Source organism: Pseudoalteromonas sp. CR1, from assembly GCF_019392235.1.
GTDB lineage: Bacteria > Pseudomonadota > Gammaproteobacteria > Enterobacterales > Alteromonadaceae > Pseudoalteromonas.
In genome coordinates, this window is sequence record NZ_JAHXRM010000014.1 from 89,231 (window position 1) to 110,810 (window position 21,580).

Genomic DNA, 21,580 nt, shown 5'->3' on the forward strand with positions numbered 1-21,580 from the left:
AGTACTCTATTACATGCTTTTAATGATCGATAACTACGATTCGTTTACTTATAACTTAGTGCAGTACTTTCAGCGATTAGATCAAGACGTATTAGTCAAGCGCAATGACGAGCTGAGCATTGCACAAATTAAGCAACTTAACCCAGAACATATAGTTATCTCGCCGGGTCCTTGCTCACCGAATGAAGCTGGTATATCGTTAAGTGTTGTTGAGCAGTTAAAAGGCCAATACCCTATTTTAGGAATTTGTTTGGGGCATCAAACTATTGCGCAAGCCCTAGGGGGGGATGTAGTGCGCGCCAAAAAAGTAATGCACGGAAAAACATCTGCCATAATGCATACCAACAAAGGTGTTTTTAAAGGGTTAGCTAATCCGTTAACGGTTTGTCGTTATCACTCGCTGGTGGTTAAAGCGCAGTCGTTACCCAACGAGCTTGAAATAACAGCGTGGACACAAACACCGCAAGGTGAGTTTGACGAAATAATGGGAATGCAACACAAAGAATTAGCAATTGAAGGGGTGCAGTTTCATCCTGAGGCTATTTTAACAGAGCAGGGATTAGAACTGCTTGATAACTTTTTAACTCGCTTCTAGTCTAATAATACTAAACGTATTCAATACTTACTATTTAATGAGCACTATGACCGAACTTGCATTACAACAGCGTACAGCAAAAATACTTGACCAACGAGCACACGATTTGCTGTTGGGTCATAGCTTTGCGCACCAGCAAATTGGGTTTATTCATACATTAGATATTGATTACGGCGAGCCTATGAAGCAGCGCACCTTGTTGCAGGTTGAAGTATCAGCGCAACAAAAGCGTAAGCAAACAAGCACCGCGCATCATAAGTATCGTGCACAAGCCAGCGAACAGCTTCATAAAGTAATAGAAACAGCCATATTTAAACAGCTCGAAGATATAGACGCAGTAATTCAAACCACGATAGGGATTGAAGACAGTGTCGCCACTATTTTAGATATATTAGCGGTAAAGTCTGCCTCAGTTGGCCGCTTGGAGCCGTTAGTAAACGATTTAAGTTGGCTTGGACGAGAGCTGGTTACGCTCGTTAACTTACCTTATTACCGAAACCAGCGTAGTAAAAAAAATACCGCAGTAAAAGTAGATAGCCCAGCACTTGCTCTGCGTTACATAGGGCTTGATAACTTACAGTTAGTTATTCCCACGTTTGCAGTTCGCCACTGGATGCCACACAGCACCGAGCCTTTTTCGTTACTAAAACGTAGGCTACGTGACAGCGCTATGGCCAACGCTATTGCAGCCCAAAAAATTGCAGAGCTAAACGACGTAAACGACATTCATGCTTTTACTCTGGGTATGTTATTAGATGTAGGGCGTATTACGCTGGTACGTTTATATTTAAAAACCTTTGAGCAGGTATGGCAACGAAAAGTACAAATAGCGCGCCAAGAAAACCAAAAAGACCTACACACAGCGTTATTGGAGCTAAAGCCCGATCCTTTGTTTTTAACTACGTTGCTGTGTAATAAGTCAATTCAGGTCAGTGCGCGAGTCATCGACAAAATGGCCTTTAAATATTTGCCATTTAAAGGTGTGATGGAGCAGCTGCAAAATGGCGTAAATAAGGGCGATACTGCCTTACCGTTAACGCAGGTCATGTTAAAAGCGCGTTGTTACTCTCAGTACTTAATTTTAAAAGAACACCAACTCATCGAGCCTGACGAAACCGCATCGTGGTTTTCGTATTTTCAGTTCACTAAAACGGAACTAAAAACCCTCCAAACAAGCAATTTTACTAATCTTGCTATTCAAATTGACTAAAAAATTAAATTTTTTGTTAATTTTTTTACGACTATTCATTCATTTCTATTTTTTTATTCACCTTGTTATTTAGCCTTAAAAGCCTATACGTCTTAGTGCTCATGCGGTTAATTGTGAAAAAATTTGTGTAATTGGGTATGCAAATAGTTATTCACTATCTATGAAATAATATCTTAAGCCCTTTATTTTCAAGGGTTACATGAAAGTTTTTAACGAGACAGCTACCACTAATTCTGAAATAATGGGCGCCTGAAAATTGAACCACAAAGCAATTTTTTGTACCAAACAGACACCTGAACGTACCAAAAAGCTTGGTTAATATTACTAGCCAAACACCTATTTTATGCTTTGTGTCGATCACAATTAAGAGGAAATAAAATGACAGTCAATCGCGAATTATTTGATCACGTAATGGTTCCTAACTACGCACCTTCAAGCGTAATTCCTGTTCGAGGCGAAGGCTCTCGCGTATGGGATCAACAAGGTAAAGAGTTTATCGACTTTGCTGGTGGTATTGCTGTTAACTGTCTTGGCCACTGTCACCCTGCATTAGTAGGCGCATTAAAAGAACAGGGCGAAAAAATTTGGCACCTATCAAATGTAATGACCAATGAGCCGGCGCTTCGCCTAGCTAAAAAAATGGTTGATGCAACCTTTGGTGAAAAAGTTTACTTTGCCAACTCGGGTGCAGAAGCAAACGAAGCAGCACTTAAATTAGCGCGTCGTTTTGCACTTGATAAATTTGGCCCAGAAAAATCACAAATTATCGCATTTAATAAAGGCTTCCACGGCCGTACATTCTTTACTGTAACGGTTGGCGGCCAAGCAGCATACTCAGATGGTTTTGGTCCTAAGCCGGGCGATATCGTACATTGTGATTACAATGACCTAGCAGCATTTGAAGCGCTAATTAGCGACCAAACGTGTGCAGTAATGATGGAACCACTGCAAGGTGAAGGCGGTATTGTTTCGCCAACTGACGAGTTTGCTCAACAAGTTCGCGATTTATGTACTAAACACAACGCACTGCTTATTTTTGATGAAGTGCAAACCGGTGTTGGCCGTACAGGCGACTTATACGCATATCAAGGTTTAAACGTAGTACCTGATATTTTAACTTCAGCTAAAGCATTAGGTGGCGGTTTTCCAATTGGCGCAATGTTGACGACAACAGATATTGCACAGCACCTTAAAGTAGGTACTCATGGTTCTACTTACGGCGGAAACCCGCTTGCATGTGCTGTTGCAGAAGCCGCATTTGATACTGTTAACACACCCGAAGTACTTGCTGGTGTAAAAGAAAAAGCAGCCTTATTTAACGAGCTACTTGCAGCGGTAAACGAAAAATACAACGTATTTAGCGAAATTCGCGGTAAAGGTTTATTAATTGGCGCCGTAGTAAATGAGCAATACAAAGGCCGTGCTAAAGAGTTTTTAGTAGCCGGTACTGAACAAGGCCTCATGTCGTTAGTGGCAGGTGCTGATGTTGTTCGTTTTACACCCTCTCTTGTTATCCCAGAAGCGGATATTCGTGAAGGTATGGCACGTTTTGAAAAAGCAGTAGCAAGCGTAGTAAACGCATAAGCTGTTTTAGCCAATCTATCGAGGGCAAACAATGTTTGCCCTATGAATCCTATTTACCGTTATTGATAAGGGAGCAAGCGGACTCATGATGATCCTTCGCCCAATCCAGCAAAATGATTATTCAGCATTACTGACAATTGCCCACGAATCGGGCCATGGTTTTACATCTTTGCCTTTAAACGAAGAGCTATTACAAAAGAAGATTGACCATTCAGTAAGCTCATTTGCTAAAAAAACGTCACAACCCGGTGACGAAGGCTACTTGTTTGTTCTTGAAGATAGCGAAACAGGTGAAGTAGTAGGTACTTCGGCAATAGAAGCTGCTGTAGGCCTAGATGATGCGTTCTATCATTACCATTTAAGTAAAGTGATTCATTCTTCGCGTACACTAGACGTTTACAAAGCAGTCGATATTTTAACGCTATGTAACGACTACACCGGTGCAACAGAACTATGTACGCTATTTTTAAAAGACGGCTATCGCAAAAACTGTAACGGCAAACTACTGTCTAAAGCACGCTTTATGTTTATTAAACAACACCAAGCGCGTTTTGCAGAAACCGTTATTGCAGAAATGCGCGGTGTGTCTGACGAAAACGGTAATAGCCCGTTTTGGAAATGGTTAGAAGAACATTTTTTCTCAATGGACTTTCCAACAGCTGACTACTTAACCGGCATAGGCCAAAAAGTGTTTATTGCTGAACTTATGCCTAAATACCCAATTTACGTCAATTTACTCAGTAAAGATGCGCAAGCGGTAATCGGTCAAGTTCACAACAATACACGCCCAGCGATTGAATTATTAAAAAGCGAAGGCTTCACGTTTAACGGCTACGTTGATATTTTTGACGCAGGCCCAACAGTTGAAGCAAAAGTAGATAATATTGCTACAGTACGTAACTCACACGATTTTATTGTTGAAATTGGTGAGCAAACGGGCGACACCATGGTGTTGTTAGCAAACGACAAGCTTGAAAACTTTAGAGCGACCGTTACACCAATGAGTTTCGACGAACGCGCTAAAACCGTTGTGTTATCGCAGCAAGTCGCCGACGCCCTGCAGCTACAAACAGGCGATACTGTTAGCGCAACCCCAGTTTAATTTAGGAGAAAGTATATGACTCATCCTGCACAATTTATTAATGGTCAATGGTCACAAGGCCAAGGCACAGAATTTAACTCAGTAAACCCAGCAAATAACGACGTTATTTGGCAAGCATCGTCAGCGACTGCTGAGCAAGTTGATGCCGCCGTTAGCGCTGCGCGTGAAGCGTTTTACGCATGGGCAGACAAAAGCTTTACTGAGCGCCTAGAAATAGTAAAAGCGTTCGCAGCACAATTAAAAGAAAACAGTGAAGAGCTTGCAATCACTATTGCACAAGAAACAGGTAAGCCATTGTGGGAAACGCGCACTGAAGCGGGTGCGATGGTTGGTAAAATTGCCATTTCTGAAAAAGCATTTTTAGAGCGCACAGGTGACGTAGAAAATGCAATGCCACTAGGGCGCGCCATGATCCGTCATAAGCCGCACGGTGTTGTAGCGGTATTTGGCCCATATAATTTTCCGGGTCACTTACCAAACGGCCATATTGTGCCAGCGTTATTAGCGGGTAACACCGTGGTATTTAAGCCGTCTGAGCTAACACCAAAAGTGGCTGAGCTTACCCTTAAACTATGGGAAAAAGCGGGTTTACCAGCTGGCGTCATTAACCTGGTACAAGGTGAAGTTGAAACAGGTAAAGCACTGGCTGCTCATAAAGGTATTGATGGTTTATTCTTTACTGGTTCTTCGCGCACAGGTCATATTTTACATGAACAGTTTGCAGGCCAACCGGGTAAAATTTTAGCCCTAGAAATGGGCGGTAATAACCCGCTTATTATTACTGACGTTGAAGACACTAAAGCCGTTGTACACGACATTGTTCAATCAGCGTTTATTTCAAGCGGTCAGCGTTGTACCTGTGCTCGTAAGTTATTTTTACCAACAGGTAGCAAAGGCGATGCAATATTAGAGCGCCTAATTACTGCAACTAAAGCCATTAAAGTAGGCAACTACGACGATGCAGAACAGCCATTTATGGGCTCTATGATCTCATCAGCGGCAGCAGCGGGTATGGTTAAAGCACAAAGCGAGCTGGTAGAACTTGGCGGTAAGGTACTTGTAGAGCTTGAGCACACAGCAAATACCGGTTTTGTAACGCCAGGTATTATTGAGTGTTCAGCAATTGGCGACTTCCCAGACGAAGAGCATTTTGGCCCACTTTTAAAAGTATTCCGCTTTGACGACTTTGACAGCGCAATTGATAAAGCAAACGACACAAGCTTTGGTTTATCAGCAGGCTTACTCAGTGACAGCCAAGCTGATTACGACCACTTTTTACGTCGTATTCGTGCTGGTATTGTTAACTGGAATCGCCCAATTACGGGTGCGTCTAGCGCTGCACCATTTGGTGGTATTGGCGCATCAGGCAATCACAGAGCAAGCGCGTACTACGCAGCCGACTACTGTGCATACCCTGTAGCTTCAGTAGAGCTTGAAAAAGTAGCCATGCCAGCAACATTAAGCCCAGGCTTAAAAATAGATTAAGCACTCCTTAATTGGTATAAAAGCAGCTTCGGCTGCTTTTTTTATATGCTTAAATCACAAAGCTAGCAATCAACAGCGCTTTCTGCTTAAATCAGCGTAAGTAATATTATTAGGTGGTGAATATCATGGTTTTAGATAGGCAAGGGTACGATGATTTAATCATGTATCTAACTCAAAATTTAGCATTGTTTGAGAAGCCAGGTGTAATAAAACCAGGCGCTCCAACGGTAATGGAACTCATAGAGGATGTTATTGCCGAAAACGTTATGCTAATTTGTGAACAGCACACAAACCTCAACACAGAACAGCGCAGCTTAATTGTACGCGAGGTTGATGGCATTGTTTACGACTTACAAGAAGTGCTTAGCAGCATTACGTCACAGCCTGTTACGGTTGAGCAACATGAGTTTATTGACGAATTTGCCAGCTTAATTAAAAATCTCTTCGACAGCGCTGTTTCGCAGCAGTATTAAGCCCCAATTTATAGTGCCGCGTATCGCATTTTCGTTTGCAACTGCGGCCAACTTGCTTACAATCAACAAAAATATTTTTGAGATAAAAACATGCAAGCAAATGTAAAGTGGGTCGAAGGCGACACGTTCGTAGGTCGTTCTAATTCTAATCACAACGTAGTATTTGATACCGGTAGCGATAGTGCGGCACCTAGCCCAATGGAAATGGTGTTGATGTCGGTTGGCTGTTGTTCATCGGTTGACGTTGTGGGTATTTTAAAAAAAGCTAAACAAGATTTTTCAGACGTTCAAGTACAATTGAGTGCTGAACGCGCTGAAACGGCTCCTCGCGTATTTACTAAAATCAATTTACATTTTGTTGTTACAGGCAAAAATGTGTCTGAAAAGCATCTTGCACGCGCTGTTTCTTTGTCTGCTGAAAAGTATTGTTCTGTTGCATTAATGCTTGATAAAACAGTAGAAATTACTCATAGCCATGAAGTTGTGCAAGAACAGGTAAAATAACGCTTTTTCCACGAGGAAAATTCGTATAAAATCCGCGAACTTTTCATTCTGCAGGTGCAGATTTCACTAATTTATAGGTTGGTTTATTATGAACAAACCCTTCGATAAACTTAAACTTCATGGCTTTAACAATTTAACCAAAAGTTTAAGCTTTAGTATTTACGATATTTGCTACGCAAAAACCGAGCAACAACGTAAAGAATATATTGAATATATCGATGAGCAGTACAGTGCAGATAGACTAACCGACATTTTAGGTGAAGTTGTTGATATTATTGGTGCCAATATTTTAAATGTTGCACGCCAAGATTATGAACCGCAAGGCGCCAGTGTGACTATTTTGGTTTCGGAAGAGCCAGTAGAAGAGCAGCAAAATTACGATGCTGACGAAGCGCCAGGGCCACTCCCTGATTCAGTGGTTGCGCACCTAGATAAAAGCCACATTTGTGTACACACATACCCAGAAGCTCACCCTGATGATGGTATTTGTACATTCCGTGCTGATATTGAAGTATCTACGTGTGGCATTATTTCGCCACTTAAAGCGCTAAACTTTTTAATTCATAGTTTAGAGTCTGACGTGGTAACAATTGACTACCGTGTTCGTGGTTTTACTCGCGACGTAAACGGCGTTAAGCACTACATTGACCACGCAATTAACTCTATCCAAAACTTCATGACAGACGATACCAAAGAAGCGTACCAAATGATGGACGTAAACGTGTATCAAGAAAATCTGTTTCACACCAAAATGATGTTAAAAGAAACCGATCTAAACACTTACTTGTTTGGTCTTTCGACAACTGATTTATCGGATGATGAAGAAGAAGAAATTCGCTCTAAGCTAAACCGTGAAATGCAAGAAATATTCTATGGTCGTAACCTACCAGAAACTGAATAACAGTTACGTTAGTTAAATAAAAACGGCGCTCATTGAGCGCCATTTTTATATGCGTTAATAAATATACCTATAAATTACTTACATCAGAGTTCAGGTTATTTAACAAGTAACAACTCGGTTTGTCGGCCGTTTAAGTACCACACGCCGGTTTTATCAAAAATAGCGTCTTCTTCTAGCATTATGCGTATTTCTTTATTCCATGGTTTTATAAACACCGCATTGTTAAGCTCAATAGAATAAGCGGTATTTAAATGCAAAGGGTAGTCGCCATCGCCGGGCACACCTTGTTGTGAATCCCACATGCCAAGTGTAGTGCCCGCGGCATGACCATGATAGCCAAGCGGGTGCGTATAAATAGTGGGTTTTAAACCTTGAGCAATGGCTTTTTCGCGAGCGGCTTTTAATACCTGATTACCCGTTTTACCTTCGCTAAATTCAGAGGTAAAAATGTCTTGGAGTTTATTGCCTTTTTTAAGCGCATCAACAAGGTAAGCGGGCGCGTCTGTTTCGCCAGGTTTTAAAACATAGGCATGTTGTTGGGTGTCGGTATTTAAGCGTAAGTACGTAATACCAAAATCGACATGCAGTAAGTCACCCGCTTGAATAACGTTATCGGCGTAGCCATTCGTAAAGCTGTCTTCGTGGTCGAACGATTGGCTGTCGGCGCGTTGTATTGCAATACTTGGGTGAAACCATGTTTGTAGTTTTAGTTCTTTTACGCGCTCTCTAAACCACCACACTAAATCGTCGCTGGTTGTTTTTCCTACCGTAATTACTTTGCTTGAAAAACCCTCAGCAATAATAGCGTGCGCAATAGCAACAATGTGTTTATACATGTCTATTTCTTGAGGAATACGCTGCTCTAACCAGGCAACTGCCAAAGGCTCGGCCGAGATTATTTTATTTTTATAAGCACTGGGTAAGTTGGCCATTAAGGTATTGTAATCGCCCAGCACTAAACCGTCGGCATGCCCCCAATCGGTAGACGTATTAAGTGCAATATTACTTGGTTTGTAGCGTTCAATAATGTCGTTCAATGCTTGCCACTGGTTTGGCTGCGCCTTTTTATCCCACCCTTTTGTAAATACGTTACCTATTTTATAGGGCGCAATAGCGTAAGCATCAACTTTGCCTTGTTCATTTAAGGCAAAGAGTAAAATGGTGGTACGCCTTGCCGATAACCAGGTTGCTGGCAGCATTGTTTTTAGTATGGGATCTTCGTTGTATTCGCGGCTAATAAGCAGCCACATATCGATGTTGTGTTGCTTCATTAGGCTGGGCATTAATGTGTTTACCCTAAGCTCGGTTATATTATCTATAAACGCTGCGCGTTCTTTCATTGATAAAATAGCAGGCACGCCATCGGCTTTAGCTAAGGGGCTTAAAAAAAGCGTAGTAAGTAAGCTTACGCAAAGTAGGAGTTGTTTTGTAAGGTGCATAATTGTTTTATTTTTAGGCTAGTTAATTTATAACATGCCTTAATGGCAGCCATAAAAAAACATTTTGAGATAAACAGCACATAAAAAAGCCCAGCTAACTAGCTGGGCTTTGCTCGAATAGGTGTGCTATTTAATCATGCTGTAAATAAGTGCAAATACCGCAAGCGCACCTACCGCTAATACAAACAATGTGCTTAAACGGTTACGATATTTATGCAGAGCCGGTACTTTATAAACTGCAATCATAGGCATGATAAATAATATCATGGCAATAATAGGGCCCGACAGCTGATCCATCATATCGAGTATGCTTGGGTTTTTAACTGCACAAAACCAAATGGCAAAAAACATAATAACCACGCCAATTTTATCTACCGTTTTAGCACCAAGCTGTGTTTGTTTAGTTACCAAGCCTGTAAAGCTTTCGCGGGCTCCTAAAAAGTGACCTAAAAACGACGACGTAATGGCAATAAAAGCAACTAAAGGCCCAAGCGTCGCAATAAACGAGTTATGAGTAATGTTAGCAAGGTACGATAAAACTGAGACGTTATCGGCTTTTGCTTGTGCCATTTGCTCACCTGTTAACGACAGTACGCACGAAAATACAAACAGCAATACAAACACAATTAACAGTAAGCTTGTGCGTTTTAAAATGGCTTCAGATTTGCGTGTAGCAAGGTCGTCATAGTGTTCGCGTTGTACATTTACAAAGCTTGAAATAGCCGCTGCATGGCTAAACGAAAACACAATAATAGGAATAGATAACCACAGCGTTTTACCAAAGCTGCCCACTTCAGGTAGGCTTATGTCTGGCATTTGCCAGCTAGGAATTAAATACAAGGATAAAAAAAACAAAATACCTACAAGCGGGTACACCAAAATAGAAAACGCGCGCAGCATTAAGCGCTCGCCACCCATCATAAGGCTTATCATACCGGCTACCAAAATACCCGAAAGTACCACGCGCGACGGCGATTCCATACCCAGCTGGTTTACCATAAAGCTGTCTACCGTGTTGGTTAAGCCCACACCGTAAATAAGCAAAATAGGGAATATAGATAAAAAGTACAACAACGAAATTAATCGCCCTGCATTAACGCCAAAGTGTTCTTCAACTACATCGGTAAAATCGGCATGCTTATTTTTAGAGGATAATACAAAACGAGCTAAACCACGGTGGGCTAAAAAGGTCATCGGAAACGCTAAACACGCCATAATGATCAGCGGCCAAAAACCGCCAATTCCAATGTTAATAGGTAAAAATAAAATACCCGCACCAACGGCGGTACCAAAAAGGCTTAAGGTCCACTGCGTATCGTGCAGGTTCCATTTAGATTTAGCGCTTGAATTTGCACTTGAATGCGTGTGTGTTGATGCATTTGAATGGGTTGCATCTAAAGGTGTTGTCATGTGTGTGTGCCCGTCCATTATTTATAATAATAACCGCGCCGAAGGATATAGTTTTTAGCCCACTTTTTCATGTTTTTAGCGCCCTAGAGCCGCAATTAACTGCGTTAAAATAGCCCCCAAGTGTCATGAATACGAAACAGCGGTGTAAAAGTAAACAAAGCCACCACAAGGTGTTAAAAGCGCATTAATGACACCCTTTACTTTTTTCTACACGATAAAATAACTCGCTAAAATATAATATTTATAATTGGCAAACACTTACACGCTTTGTTATTAATAGATGTTCATAAAATAAGGATGTTTTCATACAAAAATGGTGAAAGTGTTCTTTTGTTAAAATGTTATCTACTCAATTTATACTGTGGAGTGATATGAAACTTTTCATTTTTATAGCATTAGCCTTTTACTGCATCGGTTCCTATGCAGTGGTCATGAGACATGATGTTCCAATAGACAGTTATCGTGTTGAAAAAATACCAGAATATATTGTCGATATGCCGCAGGAAGGCCATGGAGTCCTTATTGCTGAAAAATGGGTAGTCACAGTAGCGCATACTATCTTTCACGACTATGCAGGGTCTAAGCTAAACGTCGGTTCGAAACAATATGAAATTGAAAAAGTATATATCCATCCGGAATATGTAAAACCTAGCAACAATATACTTAGTGGCGACTTAGCGCCGCTTATGCAAGTTTTGGAATCAAGCAGTGATATTGCTTTAATAAAACTATCCAGCCCTGTTTTAGACATTAAGCCAATTTCAATTTATTCAAAATCTGACGAAAAAGGCAAAGTCATAACTGTATTCGGTAAAGGTGCTATGGGAAATGGATTATCAGGTGAAAATTTAGATACTAAATATTTATATCAGCCAAATAAATTTCAAAATGTTGTAGAAAGCGCAAATGGCAAATGGCTGACATTCAAATTTGACTCACCGCGCAACGCGCTCCCTCTAGAAGGGATGCATGGTTCTGGAGATAGCGGGGGCGCCTCTATCATTTATCAAAGCGGTGAGCCCTCCCTAGTGGGATTGTCTAGTTGGCAATTTGCAACTGGAGATATTTCGGCATTTAAAGGCGGTTTATATGGTACAACTGCTTATCAAACTAGAATATCTAGTTACTACAATTGGATTACAGGTGTTGTGGGTCGCTAACAAAATAATAAATAACAGGGTTGTGCCTCTCGCTATGACTTACATCTATAACCCATAACAAGAAACACCCTAACTAAGGAATAAACCGATGATAAAGTATTTATTAATTTTATTGTTTTTAACGCCTATTCAAGCATTTGCAGGAAAGTATGCAAATCAAGCTAATGAGAATCCATTTCATAATGGGGAGTTAAACGCAAAATATGAAGGAGAGGCAACAGCTTTAGGGGGAACAGTATTAGAACATATTACAGTAAACAACAATAACTTGTACTTGTTGGATTTAAAAACTCCATCTATCAACAATATTTGGGTAACGAGTTTTGTAAAAGCTCAAGGTAAAGAGGTAGTTGAGGTGGGTGATAATGTTATTTTTAAAGGTTATATTTCTACTGTCTCTAGTCTAGATGAAACTGAAGAGCTAGAAAATTCTATTCAATCTAAGACACTATTAATGGCGATATATGCTTTGAACAAAGGCAAGTAAATTAAAATTGATAGGCTTTCTTTGGCTTTAATATAAGTATCTTAAACCTTATTTAGCTTACATTTTACACCGGCATTTTAATGAATACGTATTAATAGGGAATATATGGCAGACCAAGAAATAAGACAATTTATTGAGGATATACAATCTAAGTTTCCAGACGTCATACCGCTAATGGATAAGCACGAAGAATGTGAGTTCGCTTTTCGTATGGAGGAGTTCGCAAATTTAACAACGTTTGCATTCAACGAACATAAAAACGCCGACGCCCTAAAGCATTTGTCATACATGAGTCTAAAACTAGACACTGCAAGTCCTACCGAGTTTGATTACATAGATACCTATTATGTTGAACACTTGTTTTGGAAAGCGACCCCTATTGGAATTGAAATGGGCTGGTCACTCGTTCCCGACAAACTAAAAAAGCTATACTTAAATTTTCATGGCCAAGCGCCTCAAATACGCTGTCAGTAAGAGTAGGGCGTTATTATTTGTTTTTCTTTAAAAACCAAAACCTGCCCCGAAAAGTTGTTAAGTAGGAGTGATTGTTCTGAACTTCATAAGCGATTTTTATTAAACTCCGTTATACTTCTAACAATTAAATATGCCAAATGAAGTAAATAGGCCGCTAACTGCAATGAGCACAGATATTCTTTTTCATACTATTTTTCCGCATGAAACCAGTAAAACATGGGTTGTATTTGTCCATGGAGCAGGGGGGAGTTCGGCAATTTGGTTCCGTCAGCTTAAAGCCTATAAAAAAGAATATAATGTATTGCTGCTCGATCTTCGTGGTCACGGTAAATCGAACAACTTAGTGCAAAACTTTGTAGATAATAATTATTCGTTTAATAAGGTCTCTAAAGACATTATCGATGTGTTAGATCACAACAATATCCCTAGCGCACATTTTGTTGGTATTTCACTGGGCACCATTCTTATTCGTAATATTGCTGAAATTGCGCCGCAATATGTCTCTAGCATGGTGCTAGGTGGCGCGGTGACTCGCTTTAATACCCGCAGCAACACTTTGGTTTATTTAGGTAATACGTTTAAACACTTCTTGCCGTATATGTGGCTGTATCGTTTATTTGCTTTTATTATGATGCCAAAAAAGCGCCATAAAGAATCTCGACTTTTATTTGTTCGTGAAGCAAAGCGCTTGTGCCAAAAAGAGTTTATAAAATGGTTTAAATTGGCCATGGACGTAAACCCCTTAATGCAGTACTTCAAAGAAAAAGACATTGATATACCCATCCTTTACATTATGGGTAAAGAAGATCATATGTTCCTTGGCCCGGTTAAAGAAATGGTAAAGCGCCACAAAAATAGCGTACTGCAAACTATTCACCATTGCGGCCATGTTTGTAACGTAGAGCGCCCAGACTTATTCAACCAGCACTCGCTTGCGTTTATCGCCCAGCAAAACCGATAAAGGTTGTAGCTCTTAAAAATCGTTTAATCAATGGCAAGTCTTAAAAACGTATAACAGCCATCACTTGTTGATTGGAAACGGTCATTCTTTTGCCTTTATCCTTTAGCTAAAAACACTGTATTGCTTCATGCCGCACTCTTTTACACATAGTAAAATACCTCGATTAATATAATTTTATAATTGGCAATCACTTACACAGTTTGTTACTAATAGATGTTCACAAAATAAGAACACGCTCATGTTAACTATAAGGGTGTAATTTGAGCAAGTTACTAGAATGCAGGGAAGTGTGTGAGAACATTTTTAGTTTTAATATCATTACTTCTTAGTGGGTGTTCTCCAATTTGGAAGGAGCAACCTTATAAAGTGTATTACATTGACGGTACCAAAAGGTTAGGTTACAGCCTTGGTCAGGGCGCATATATTGGGCGACTGGATGAACCAATAAATATTAAGTCAAACGAGCAATATATTTCGGTTTATGCTTGTCCGCATAAAACTTGTGCTTTTTACTATATTGATAAAATCAAAGATAACAAGTTTGCTGAACACAAGGAGTTTGTTTATGGGCCATACACAAAAGCTCAATTTGCAGCAATAGCCAAAAAATTAGGGTTACCGACTATAAATTCCAGCGTTAAAACCGCAATTTAATAAAGGTTAAAAACCTTACTTAGATTTTCACAGGCTTCAACACGTCCAAATATGTTAACTAAAACGCCTATTAAATTTTATAAATAAAGAACTTAAAGAAAAAATAAAGGCAGTCAGTATGGATAAAAAGAAAGCCATTGTTATATTGCTCGGCATAGTATGGTTTATGTTAGGAGCTGCTTTTTTCATAGGTTTTGAGTCAGTAGAAAAGTTGTTGTTTTGTGTGTTTGTATTTTTCTTTTGTTATAGATATATCTATGCATTTATATTAAATAGAAGTATTTATGCACCATACACCGGTGAGGAAATTCCTCCTACTGAAGGTAATTTAATAAAGCGGCTCTTTATGCTGATTATAGGTATTGGTGCGTGCACCTATTTTACTTTCTTTATCCCTTAAAAAGCATATTTGCCCAGTAGCTCTTTATATTATTAGGTGTCAGCAGGATGAAAAATAAAGATAACGGATATCCTTATCTCAATATAGACCGACTTACGTATATTTATAAATGTGTTAAGTGCAAAGCTCATATTAAAAAAGGCATGGCAACCTGTTATAGATGTGGCTATGAATTCACATCTAGCGATATTGATAAAATGCTCAGAGAGTATAAAGAAAACTATTCAAAAAACTGGCACGTTAAGATTTATTTTGTGCTGTTTGTTGGAGGGATAGTGCTTTTATTGCTGAATATAAATTAAGTTTATTCTATTAAAAAAGAGTTAGGATCAGTGTTTTACTTCCACTCAAAGCTATAAATTATAAGGTTATTATGAACAAAGTATTGTTATTATTATTTATTTTTCTAGCCTGTGCTTGCACTTCAACTCATAAGATAGATTCAAACGTTGAATTTGAACGACTCTATGCAGCACTAAAAATGGAAGAGATCTTAAGTTCATTTGGGGGAGAAGTGAATATTAGTCCTGAAAAGATACTTTCAGAAATACTAAGGGATTTACCCGAAAGCCAAAAGCGGGCCTTCATTGAGTCAATGCCTTCAACAGTTATGGCTGACACAATTAATGTCAACGCAGCTAAAATTATTTTTAAAAGCAAACTTACTTCATTATTAACTGCACAAGAGTTAAAAATTGCTGCTGACTTTTATTCTAGTAATATTGGTTTAAAGGCGCATCGAGCGATTATAGATGCAGAGATAGCTGTTTCAGAATCGTTAAACTAATTTTTCTTTCGAGATGAAATAAAAGGAATTTAATAAATGGCACTTTTATCGATTTCAGTGGGCGTTGCGTTTTTTGCAGTTGCTATTATTTGGTTTGGGTTTAGCGCTATATTTGGCCAAATGGAAAATTCAGGTTTTGCATTTGGTTTTATATTAGGTGTGTTTCCTGCGTTTATTGGCTTGGTTTTAATAGTGCCTAGTACGCTTTACCGAACTATTTTTGTATTTGCCCAAAAACCTGAGCAAACCCGAAAGGAAAAGGTTATTTTATCGCTTGGTTTGTTTATAACTTTGCTGTGCTTTAGTGCGCTTATTAAGTTAACTTTTACATAATAAATAACTTAAGCGTTACTAAGCATTTTACTTTATGCTCACTGAGCAACTTTCATAGTAAAAGCTATCACTTGCCTTGCTGACAACTGATAGCTAACTACTCAAAACTGCGCTTACTCTTCTATCGCACTCACCACAAAATACGGATTCAAGTATTCATCTTTGGTGTTGTAAATAAGTGGGCTGCCATCAAGCTTAGTCACTTTAGCACCGGCTATTTCAGCAACTGCATGGCCTGCACCTGTATCCCATTCACACGTTGGGCCTAGGCGCGGGTAAATATCGGCACTGCCTTCGGCCACTAAGCATAACTTTAGTGAGCTGCCTTTTGATACCATTTCAACGTCGTCAAAGCGTTTTACAAATTCAGCTAAATCGGGAGATGGGTGCGAGCGGCTACCTACAACGCGTATTAGCCCTTTATTAGGCTTAGTGGTTACTTTTAGCTCTATACGCTCATCGCCTTTGTCTTTAAAAGCGCCAATGGCGTCAGCAGCTAGGTACGATACGCCAAGTGCAGGGGCATCGACAACTGCGAGTACCGGTTTTCCGTTTTCGATTAGGGCTATGTTTACGGTAAATTCGCCGTTCTTTTTAATAAACTCTTTAGTGCCGTCGATTGGGTCTACTAGCCAGTAGCTTTTCCACGTTTGGCGAATAGCCCAGTTTATGTCGGCGTTTTCTTCACTAAGAATGGGTATGTCGGGCGTAAGCTGTAGTAGCCCCGCTACAATGATCTTATGAGCTGCTAAATCGGCGTCGGTTACTGGGCTTTCATCGGCTTTGTATTCAACGTTAAAGTCCTTTTCGTAAATCCCCATAATGGCTTTTCCTGCGGTGCGGGCAAGGATGAGGGTTTCTTCTAGCAGTTCGGTTTGGTTCATTGGGGTTAACCTATTATATGCGTTTGTTTTAGATACGTTATCAGTTGGGCAACCGATTGGTCTAGGGTGTTTTTACTTGTATCTAAAATTATTTCAGGTTGGGTGGGGACTTCGTAGTTTGAGTCGATCCCAGTAAAGTGTTTTATTTCACCTGCGCGTGCTTTTTTGTATAGCCCTTTTGGATCGCGGCTTTCACATACATCAAGTGGGGTATCTATAAATACTTCAATAAACTCACCGTCGTCTACTAAGTTACGCACCATGTCGCGTTCAGCTCTAAAAGGCGATATAAACGCAGTAAGCACTAATAAACCTGCATCGGTCATTAGTTTTGCGGTTTCGCCTACGCGGCGAATGTTTTCTATGCGGTCTTCGTCGCTAAAGCCTAGGTCTTTGCATAAACCGTGGCGTACGTTGTCGCCATCGAGCAGGTAAGTGTGTACACCTTGCTGATTAAGCGCCGCTTCGAGTGCGTTGGCTACGGTGCTTTTACCTGAGCCTGAAAAACCGGTAAACCATAAAATAGCCGGCTTATGTTTTTTTTGCTCGCTACGTTGTGCTTTAGTGGTTGCGTAGTTATGCCAAACTATATTTTCATCCATAGTGATGTGTCTCTTATGCTGTTTGCGCCAGTATTAAAACGGAAATACTAGCGGGATCAGGGTTAATACCGTGATTGAATAAATAATAGAAAGGGGCAAGCCCATAACAATGTAATCTTTTAAACGATAATTACCCGCGCTATACACCATTAAATTTGTTTGATACCCAAATGGTGATATAAAACTTGCCGATGCGCCAAAAGCAACCGCCATAATAAAGGGGAGCGGGTCTACATTAAAGCCAACGGCAAGTGAATACGCAACCGGAAACGACAACGCAGCGGCGGCATTATTGGTAATCAGTTCGGTAAATAGTACGGTCATTAAAAATATGGCTATAAATGCGCCGTAAGGGCCAAAGTCGCCAAGCACCATAAATAGCGCACTCGATATTTGCCCAGCAAGCCCTGTGCCTATCATTAATTTTGCAAGGCCAATGGCGCTACCTACTACAACAAGTAACTCAAGCGGAAAGCGACGTTTCACTTCGTTAAGTTTTATGGTGCCGCTGAGCATTAAGCCAATAAGTAATACCAATAAGCCTTTGACTAACGGCACGACCCCAAAAATACTTAAACCCAGTACACCGACAAAGCTGAGCAATACAATGTTAGATTGTTTGGGTGCAAGGTGGGTTTGTAAATCAAGGCCTGAAATATACACAAACTCGCGCTTTAAATTAGGCAGGCTGTAAAAGTTTTTACCGGGTGCCAAAATGAGTGAATCGCCGGCTTGTAATTGCACTTGGCCAAGGCCGCCTTGAAGGCGGTCGTGCCCACGGCGAATAGCAATAACAGCGGCGTGAAACTGCTCGCGAAAACGGATTTCTTTTACTGTTTTGCCTATAAATTTAGACGACTGGCTTACGACCACTTCAACTAAATGTTCGATGTCTTTTTCATGATTGTCGTGCACTACTTTTAAACCATCAAAACGGGTTAATAGCGGCACCGACTTTATATCCCCCACAAACAATAGTACGTCGTTTTGTTGGATAATTTGCTGAGGCGTTACTGCGCAAATACGTTCGTTATTACGAATTATTTCAGCGAGGAACAAGTCTTTTAAATCGCGTAGGCCGTTTTCTTCTACTGTGCGGCCTATTAATTTAGAGCCTGTTTGTATTTTACCCTCAAGGTAAAAAGGAACGACTTCTTGATCGCTCTTGCCGTTGTCGGGTAAGTATTTAAGCATGACCAAAATAGTAATAAGGCCAACACTAAGCGCCCCCAAACCCACTAAGGTAAAGTCGAAAAAGCCCAAAGGCTGCATGCCGGCATCTACCGCAAAACCGTTAACTATTAGGTTTGTTGAAGTACCAATTAGGGTAATGGTGCCGCCTAAAATAGCCGTGTACGACAGCGGTAATAATAGCTTTGAGGGTGAATGATTGGGGTTATCTTTTATTGCACTAATAAGCGAGGCAACAACTGCCGTGTTATTAGTAAACGACGATAAAAATGCGCTGGAAAGCCCCAGCTTTGTTACCGACTTAACTAAGCTACCTTTAGATAACGACATGGATAGCTTTTGAATTAATGTGGTTTTTTCGATTGCAATCGACACTAATACCAATAGTACTAATGTAATAAGTGACGGATTTGCGTAATTAACGAGCATGCTTTCTAGGTCAATTAGCCCCGCTAAGTAGCTGGTGCCAATGGCGCTTACAAATAACCATGCTGGATTAATGCGGGTGCCAAAAAGGCACCCGACTAAGGTAAGCATTATGCCTGTTAAAACGAGCTGCTCTACCATGCTTTATTATTCCTAACAGACATTAATAAACTTACAGTTTTGAAATATCAAGCGCTTGCCAATGCGGGAAGTGCTTGCGTACTAAGCTATTAAACTCAACTTCAAAGTCACTAAACTCGCCTTTGCTTTGCTCGCTTTGCAGTACGTGTTCAATCATACCTGCTGCAACCGTTAGGTTAGACAAACGATCGATTAGAATGAATGAGCCTGTTTCGTGGTTATTGTGGTACTCGTCGGCCAAAATAGTTTCGGTTAGTTCAAGTGTTACAATTGCTATTTCGTTTAGCTGCAGTGAATCGGCTGTGCCGTGTTCAAGCGTGTTCACATCGATGGTGTGATCAATCTTTTTAACTACCGCTGACGTGTTTTTACTGCCTAGTTTTAGGTTGTAGTTTTTACCTAACACTAATGGCGACTCATGCATCCATACAATTTTAGCTTGAAGCTGATTAGTAACGGCGGCGGTTGAGCTTGCCGGTACGATTACGTCGCCGCGGCTAATATCTATTTCGCTATTTAGCGTGATAGTAATTGCTTGGCCTGCTTCTGCTGTGTCTAGGTTGCCATTAAAGGTGACAATTTCTTTAATGCTTGAAGTTTTACCTGACGGTAATACTTTTACAGCGTCGCCTACTTGTAGTTTGCCCGATGCTAATGTGCCCTGAAAACCACGAAAGTTTAGGTTAGGGCGTATTACATATTGCACAGGTAAACGTGCTTCAAAACCAGTATCGGTCTCGGCTGCTGGTGAGTCTTCTAAAAGCTCAAGCAGTGGCTTGTCGGTGTAGTAAGGTGTATGCGCAGAACGCGTTACTACGTTATCGCCTTTAAGCGCCGACATAGGTACAAACTTAATGTTTGATACGTTTAGCTGTTCGGCAAATTTAAGGTAATCGGCTTTAATGCGTTCATATACGGTTTCGTCAAAATCAACAATATCCATTTTGTTAATGGCTACAACAAACTGTTTAATACCTAGCGAGTCACAAATAAAGCTATGGCGCTTGGTTTGTACTTGCACGCCGTAACGCGCATCAACCAAAATAATGGCAACATCGCTTGTTGATGCACCCGTTACCATGTTGCGTGTGTATTGCTCATGGCCAGGGGTGTCGGCAATAATAAATTTACGTTTAGCCGTTGAAAAATAGCGGTACGCTACGTCAATGGTAATGCCTTGTTCGCGTTCAGCTTGAAGGCCATCTACGAGTAGCGCAAGGTCAAGATCTTCACCTGCATTACCTACTTTTTCGTTGTCTTTGTGAAGAGCAGCTAACTGATCTTCATAAATTTGGTGGCTGTCGTGTAACAGGCGGCCAATCAGTGTTGATTTACCGTCGTCTACGCTGCCACAGGTAAGCATACGTAATAAGCTTTTGTCTTGTTGGCGTGCTAGGTAGGCGTCTATGCCTATTTCTTTTACTTCGTTAAATGTATCGTTATTTTGGCTAGACATTAGAAATACCCCTCACGTTTTTTCTTCTCCATTGAGCCTGCTGAGTCATGGTCAATCACACGGCCTTCGCGTTCTGATGACGTAGATAGCAGCATTTCTTCAATAATTTCGGTTAATGTACTGGCTGTAGATTCAACGGCACCGGTTAGTGGGTAACAGCCTAAAGTACGAAAACGGACCGATTTCATTTGTGGTACTTCGCCTTCTTCAAGTGGCATACGTTCGTCATCAACCATAATGAGTGTGCCGTCACGTTCAACTACTGGGCGCTCTTTAGCTAAGTAAAGTGGTACCATTTCGATGTTTTCTTGATAAATGTATTGCCAAATATCAAGCTCAGTCCAGTTAGAAAGTGGGAATACACGAATGCTTTCGCCAGGGTTTACTTGGCTGTTGTAGGTGTTCCAAAGCTCTGGACGCTGGTTTTTTGGATCCCAACGGTGGTGTTTGTCGCGGAACGAGTACACACGTTCTTTTGCACGCGATTTTTCTTCATCACGGCGTGCGCCACCAAAGGCGGCATCAAAACCGTATTTATTAAGTGCTTGCTTTAAACCTTGGGTTTTCATTATGTCGGTATGTTTACCCGAGCCATGGGTAAAGGGGCCAACGCCCATTGCTAAGCCTTCTGGGTTTTTGTGTACCAGTAGATCAAAGTCGTACTCTTTTGCTATGCGGTCGCGAAATTCAATCATTTCACGAAACTTCCAGTCGGTGTCTACGTGTAATAACGGAAACGGGATTTTTGCAGGGTAAAACGCTTTACGCGCTAAATGCAAAAGTACCGACGAGTCTTTACCAATTGAGTAAAGCATTACTGGGTTTTCAAACTCAGCGGCGACTTCGCGCATGATTTTGATACTTTCAGCTTCAAGTTGCTGAAGATGAGTTAAAGCCATTGTTAGTCGTCCTACTAAAATG

Annotated in this window: 24 protein-coding genes; 17 read left to right on the forward strand and 7 right to left on the reverse strand. The window is 40.6% G+C overall.

Features of this window, described 5'->3' with window-relative positions:
• Positions 1 to 13: 13 nt before the first annotated feature.
• From KZZ04_RS13105 to speD, 8 genes are all read left to right on the forward strand, one after another.
• A complete protein-coding gene (locus KZZ04_RS13105) occupies positions 14 to 595 on the forward strand; it encodes an aminodeoxychorismate/anthranilate synthase component II (protein ID WP_058405969.1) in 582 nt (193 codons plus the stop codon).
• A 46-nt stretch (positions 596 to 641) separates the two neighbouring features.
• A complete protein-coding gene (locus KZZ04_RS13110) occupies positions 642 to 1,805 on the forward strand; it encodes an HDOD domain-containing protein (protein ID WP_138527329.1) in 1,164 nt (387 codons plus the stop codon).
• Positions 1,806 to 2,183: 378 nt separating this feature from the next.
• A complete protein-coding gene (locus KZZ04_RS13115) occupies positions 2,184 to 3,389 on the forward strand; it encodes an aspartate aminotransferase family protein (RefSeq protein ID WP_058405971.1) in 1,206 nt (401 codons plus the stop codon).
• Between the two features lie 85 nt (positions 3,390 to 3,474).
• Positions 3,475 to 4,491 carry an arginine N-succinyltransferase gene (gene astA / locus KZZ04_RS13120; protein WP_219422923.1) on the forward strand — a complete coding sequence of 339 codons (1,017 nt, stop codon included), beginning with the start codon at positions 3,475 to 3,477 and terminating at the stop codon, positions 4,489 to 4,491.
• Positions 4,492 to 4,506: 15 nt separating this feature from the next.
• Positions 4,507 to 5,976, forward strand: coding sequence for a succinylglutamate-semialdehyde dehydrogenase (astD, locus tag KZZ04_RS13125; protein WP_219422924.1), 1,470 nt, complete (start codon positions 4,507 to 4,509; stop codon positions 5,974 to 5,976).
• Between the two features lie 125 nt (positions 5,977 to 6,101).
• Positions 6,102 to 6,449 (forward strand): DUF3802 family protein, encoded by a 348-nt coding sequence (locus KZZ04_RS13130; RefSeq protein ID WP_006791285.1) that lies wholly within the window; start codon positions 6,102 to 6,104, stop codon positions 6,447 to 6,449.
• Positions 6,450 to 6,539: 90 nt separating this feature from the next.
• Positions 6,540 to 6,953 (forward strand): OsmC family protein, encoded by a 414-nt coding sequence (locus KZZ04_RS13135; RefSeq protein WP_058405974.1) that lies wholly within the window; start codon positions 6,540 to 6,542, stop codon positions 6,951 to 6,953.
• A gap of 88 nt (positions 6,954 to 7,041) precedes the next feature.
• Positions 7,042 to 7,854: an adenosylmethionine decarboxylase gene (gene speD, locus KZZ04_RS13140; protein WP_006791283.1), complete on the forward strand. Its 813-nt coding sequence runs from the start codon at positions 7,042 to 7,044 to the stop codon at positions 7,852 to 7,854.
• 95 nt (positions 7,855 to 7,949) lie between these two features.
• On the opposite strand, the gene KZZ04_RS13145 is transcribed toward speD, so the two are convergent.
• Positions 7,950 to 9,293 (reverse strand): M24 family metallopeptidase, encoded by a 1,344-nt coding sequence (locus KZZ04_RS13145; protein WP_219422925.1) that lies wholly within the window; start codon positions 9,291 to 9,293, stop codon positions 7,950 to 7,952.
• A 126-nt stretch (positions 9,294 to 9,419) separates the two neighbouring features.
• On the reverse strand, positions 9,420 to 10,703 hold the full coding sequence (locus KZZ04_RS13150) for an aromatic amino acid transport family protein (RefSeq protein ID WP_219422926.1): 1,284 nt from the start codon (positions 10,701 to 10,703) through the stop codon (positions 9,420 to 9,422).
• A 371-nt stretch (positions 10,704 to 11,074) separates the two neighbouring features.
• Between KZZ04_RS13150 and KZZ04_RS13155 the strand changes: the two genes are divergently transcribed.
• The 9 genes from KZZ04_RS13155 (at position 11,075) to KZZ04_RS13195 (ending at position 15,959) form a co-directional block, all read left to right on the forward strand.
• Positions 11,075 to 11,863 (forward strand): trypsin-like serine protease, encoded by a 789-nt coding sequence (locus KZZ04_RS13155; RefSeq protein WP_138527324.1) that lies wholly within the window; start codon positions 11,075 to 11,077, stop codon positions 11,861 to 11,863.
• Between the two features lie 88 nt (positions 11,864 to 11,951).
• Complete coding sequence (locus KZZ04_RS13160; RefSeq protein ID WP_058405977.1) at positions 11,952 to 12,350, forward strand: hypothetical protein; 399 nt, start codon at positions 11,952 to 11,954, stop codon at positions 12,348 to 12,350.
• A 105-nt stretch (positions 12,351 to 12,455) separates the two neighbouring features.
• The gene (locus KZZ04_RS13165) at positions 12,456 to 12,824 is read left to right on the forward strand and encodes a hypothetical protein (RefSeq protein ID WP_058405978.1); all 369 of its coding nucleotides are present in this window, start codon (positions 12,456 to 12,458) and stop codon (positions 12,822 to 12,824) included.
• A gap of 163 nt (positions 12,825 to 12,987) precedes the next feature.
• Positions 12,988 to 13,785 carry an alpha/beta fold hydrolase gene (locus tag KZZ04_RS13170; protein WP_219422927.1) on the forward strand — a complete coding sequence of 266 codons (798 nt, stop codon included), beginning with the start codon at positions 12,988 to 12,990 and terminating at the stop codon, positions 13,783 to 13,785.
• A 291-nt stretch (positions 13,786 to 14,076) separates the two neighbouring features.
• Complete coding sequence (locus KZZ04_RS13175; RefSeq protein WP_257903628.1) at positions 14,077 to 14,439, forward strand: hypothetical protein; 363 nt, start codon at positions 14,077 to 14,079, stop codon at positions 14,437 to 14,439.
• Between the two features lie 118 nt (positions 14,440 to 14,557).
• Positions 14,558 to 14,839: a hypothetical protein gene (locus KZZ04_RS13180; protein WP_058405981.1), complete on the forward strand. Its 282-nt coding sequence runs from the start codon at positions 14,558 to 14,560 to the stop codon at positions 14,837 to 14,839.
• A 47-nt stretch (positions 14,840 to 14,886) separates the two neighbouring features.
• Positions 14,887 to 15,141, forward strand: a complete 255-nt coding sequence (locus KZZ04_RS13185) for a hypothetical protein (RefSeq protein WP_058405982.1) — start codon at positions 14,887 to 14,889, stop codon at positions 15,139 to 15,141.
• A gap of 71 nt (positions 15,142 to 15,212) precedes the next feature.
• Positions 15,213 to 15,626, forward strand: coding sequence for a hypothetical protein (locus KZZ04_RS13190; protein ID WP_219422928.1), 414 nt, complete (start codon positions 15,213 to 15,215; stop codon positions 15,624 to 15,626).
• A 36-nt stretch (positions 15,627 to 15,662) separates the two neighbouring features.
• The gene (locus KZZ04_RS13195) at positions 15,663 to 15,959 is read left to right on the forward strand and encodes a hypothetical protein (protein WP_219422929.1); all 297 of its coding nucleotides are present in this window, start codon (positions 15,663 to 15,665) and stop codon (positions 15,957 to 15,959) included.
• Positions 15,960 to 16,072: 113 nt separating this feature from the next.
• Here KZZ04_RS13195 and cysQ read toward each other — a convergent pair whose 3' ends face one another.
• Genes cysQ through cysD form a run of 5 tightly spaced genes read right to left on the reverse strand, consistent with a single transcriptional unit; the run spans position 16,073 to position 21,558 of the window.
• Positions 16,073 to 16,843, reverse strand: coding sequence for a 3'(2'),5'-bisphosphate nucleotidase CysQ (cysQ, locus tag KZZ04_RS13200; protein WP_058405985.1), 771 nt, complete (start codon positions 16,841 to 16,843; stop codon positions 16,073 to 16,075).
• Between the two features lie 5 nt (positions 16,844 to 16,848).
• Positions 16,849 to 17,445: an adenylyl-sulfate kinase gene (gene cysC / locus KZZ04_RS13205; protein ID WP_058551272.1), complete on the reverse strand. Its 597-nt coding sequence runs from the start codon at positions 17,443 to 17,445 to the stop codon at positions 16,849 to 16,851.
• Between the two features lie 33 nt (positions 17,446 to 17,478).
• Positions 17,479 to 19,203 (reverse strand): SLC13 family permease, encoded by a 1,725-nt coding sequence (locus KZZ04_RS13210; protein WP_219422930.1) that lies wholly within the window; start codon positions 19,201 to 19,203, stop codon positions 17,479 to 17,481.
• A gap of 31 nt (positions 19,204 to 19,234) precedes the next feature.
• Positions 19,235 to 20,659, reverse strand: coding sequence for a sulfate adenylyltransferase subunit CysN (cysN, locus tag KZZ04_RS13215; RefSeq protein WP_058405987.1), 1,425 nt, complete (start codon positions 20,657 to 20,659; stop codon positions 19,235 to 19,237).
• Positions 20,659 to 21,558, reverse strand: coding sequence for a sulfate adenylyltransferase subunit CysD (gene cysD / locus KZZ04_RS13220; RefSeq protein ID WP_006791269.1), 900 nt, complete (start codon positions 21,556 to 21,558; stop codon positions 20,659 to 20,661). Before cysD ends, cysN begins: the two co-directional genes overlap by 1 nt.
• Positions 21,559 to 21,580 lie beyond the last annotated feature (22 nt).

Coding starts and splice junctions, on each gene's coding strand:
- KZZ04_RS13105 (WP_058405969.1), top strand. CDS start 14: ATGCTTTTAATGATCGATAACTACGATTCGTTTACTTATAACTTAGTG.
- KZZ04_RS13110 (WP_138527329.1), top strand. CDS start 642: ATGACCGAACTTGCATTACAACAGCGTACAGCAAAAATACTTGACCAA.
- KZZ04_RS13115 (WP_058405971.1), top strand. CDS start 2,184: ATGACAGTCAATCGCGAATTATTTGATCACGTAATGGTTCCTAACTAC.
- astA (WP_219422923.1), top strand. CDS start 3,475: ATGATGATCCTTCGCCCAATCCAGCAAAATGATTATTCAGCATTACTG.
- astD (WP_219422924.1), top strand. CDS start 4,507: ATGACTCATCCTGCACAATTTATTAATGGTCAATGGTCACAAGGCCAA.
- KZZ04_RS13130 (WP_006791285.1), top strand. CDS start 6,102: ATGGTTTTAGATAGGCAAGGGTACGATGATTTAATCATGTATCTAACT.
- KZZ04_RS13135 (WP_058405974.1), top strand. CDS start 6,540: ATGCAAGCAAATGTAAAGTGGGTCGAAGGCGACACGTTCGTAGGTCGT.
- speD (WP_006791283.1), top strand. CDS start 7,042: ATGAACAAACCCTTCGATAAACTTAAACTTCATGGCTTTAACAATTTA.
- KZZ04_RS13145 (WP_219422925.1), bottom strand. CDS start 9,293: ATGCACCTTACAAAACAACTCCTACTTTGCGTAAGCTTACTTACTACG.
- KZZ04_RS13150 (WP_219422926.1), bottom strand. CDS start 10,703: ATGACAACACCTTTAGATGCAACCCATTCAAATGCATCAACACACACG.
- KZZ04_RS13155 (WP_138527324.1), top strand. CDS start 11,075: ATGAAACTTTTCATTTTTATAGCATTAGCCTTTTACTGCATCGGTTCC.
- KZZ04_RS13160 (WP_058405977.1), top strand. CDS start 11,952: ATGATAAAGTATTTATTAATTTTATTGTTTTTAACGCCTATTCAAGCA.
- KZZ04_RS13165 (WP_058405978.1), top strand. CDS start 12,456: ATGGCAGACCAAGAAATAAGACAATTTATTGAGGATATACAATCTAAG.
- KZZ04_RS13170 (WP_219422927.1), top strand. CDS start 12,988: ATGAGCACAGATATTCTTTTTCATACTATTTTTCCGCATGAAACCAGT.
- KZZ04_RS13180 (WP_058405981.1), top strand. CDS start 14,558: ATGGATAAAAAGAAAGCCATTGTTATATTGCTCGGCATAGTATGGTTT.
- KZZ04_RS13185 (WP_058405982.1), top strand. CDS start 14,887: ATGAAAAATAAAGATAACGGATATCCTTATCTCAATATAGACCGACTT.
- KZZ04_RS13190 (WP_219422928.1), top strand. CDS start 15,213: ATGAACAAAGTATTGTTATTATTATTTATTTTTCTAGCCTGTGCTTGC.
- KZZ04_RS13195 (WP_219422929.1), top strand. CDS start 15,663: ATGGCACTTTTATCGATTTCAGTGGGCGTTGCGTTTTTTGCAGTTGCT.
- cysQ (WP_058405985.1), bottom strand. CDS start 16,843: ATGAACCAAACCGAACTGCTAGAAGAAACCCTCATCCTTGCCCGCACC.
- cysC (WP_058551272.1), bottom strand. CDS start 17,445: ATGGATGAAAATATAGTTTGGCATAACTACGCAACCACTAAAGCACAA.
- KZZ04_RS13210 (WP_219422930.1), bottom strand. CDS start 19,203: ATGGTAGAGCAGCTCGTTTTAACAGGCATAATGCTTACCTTAGTCGGG.
- cysN (WP_058405987.1), bottom strand. CDS start 20,659: ATGTCTAGCCAAAATAACGATACATTTAACGAAGTAAAAGAAATAGGC.
- cysD (WP_006791269.1), bottom strand. CDS start 21,558: ATGGCTTTAACTCATCTTCAGCAACTTGAAGCTGAAAGTATCAAAATC.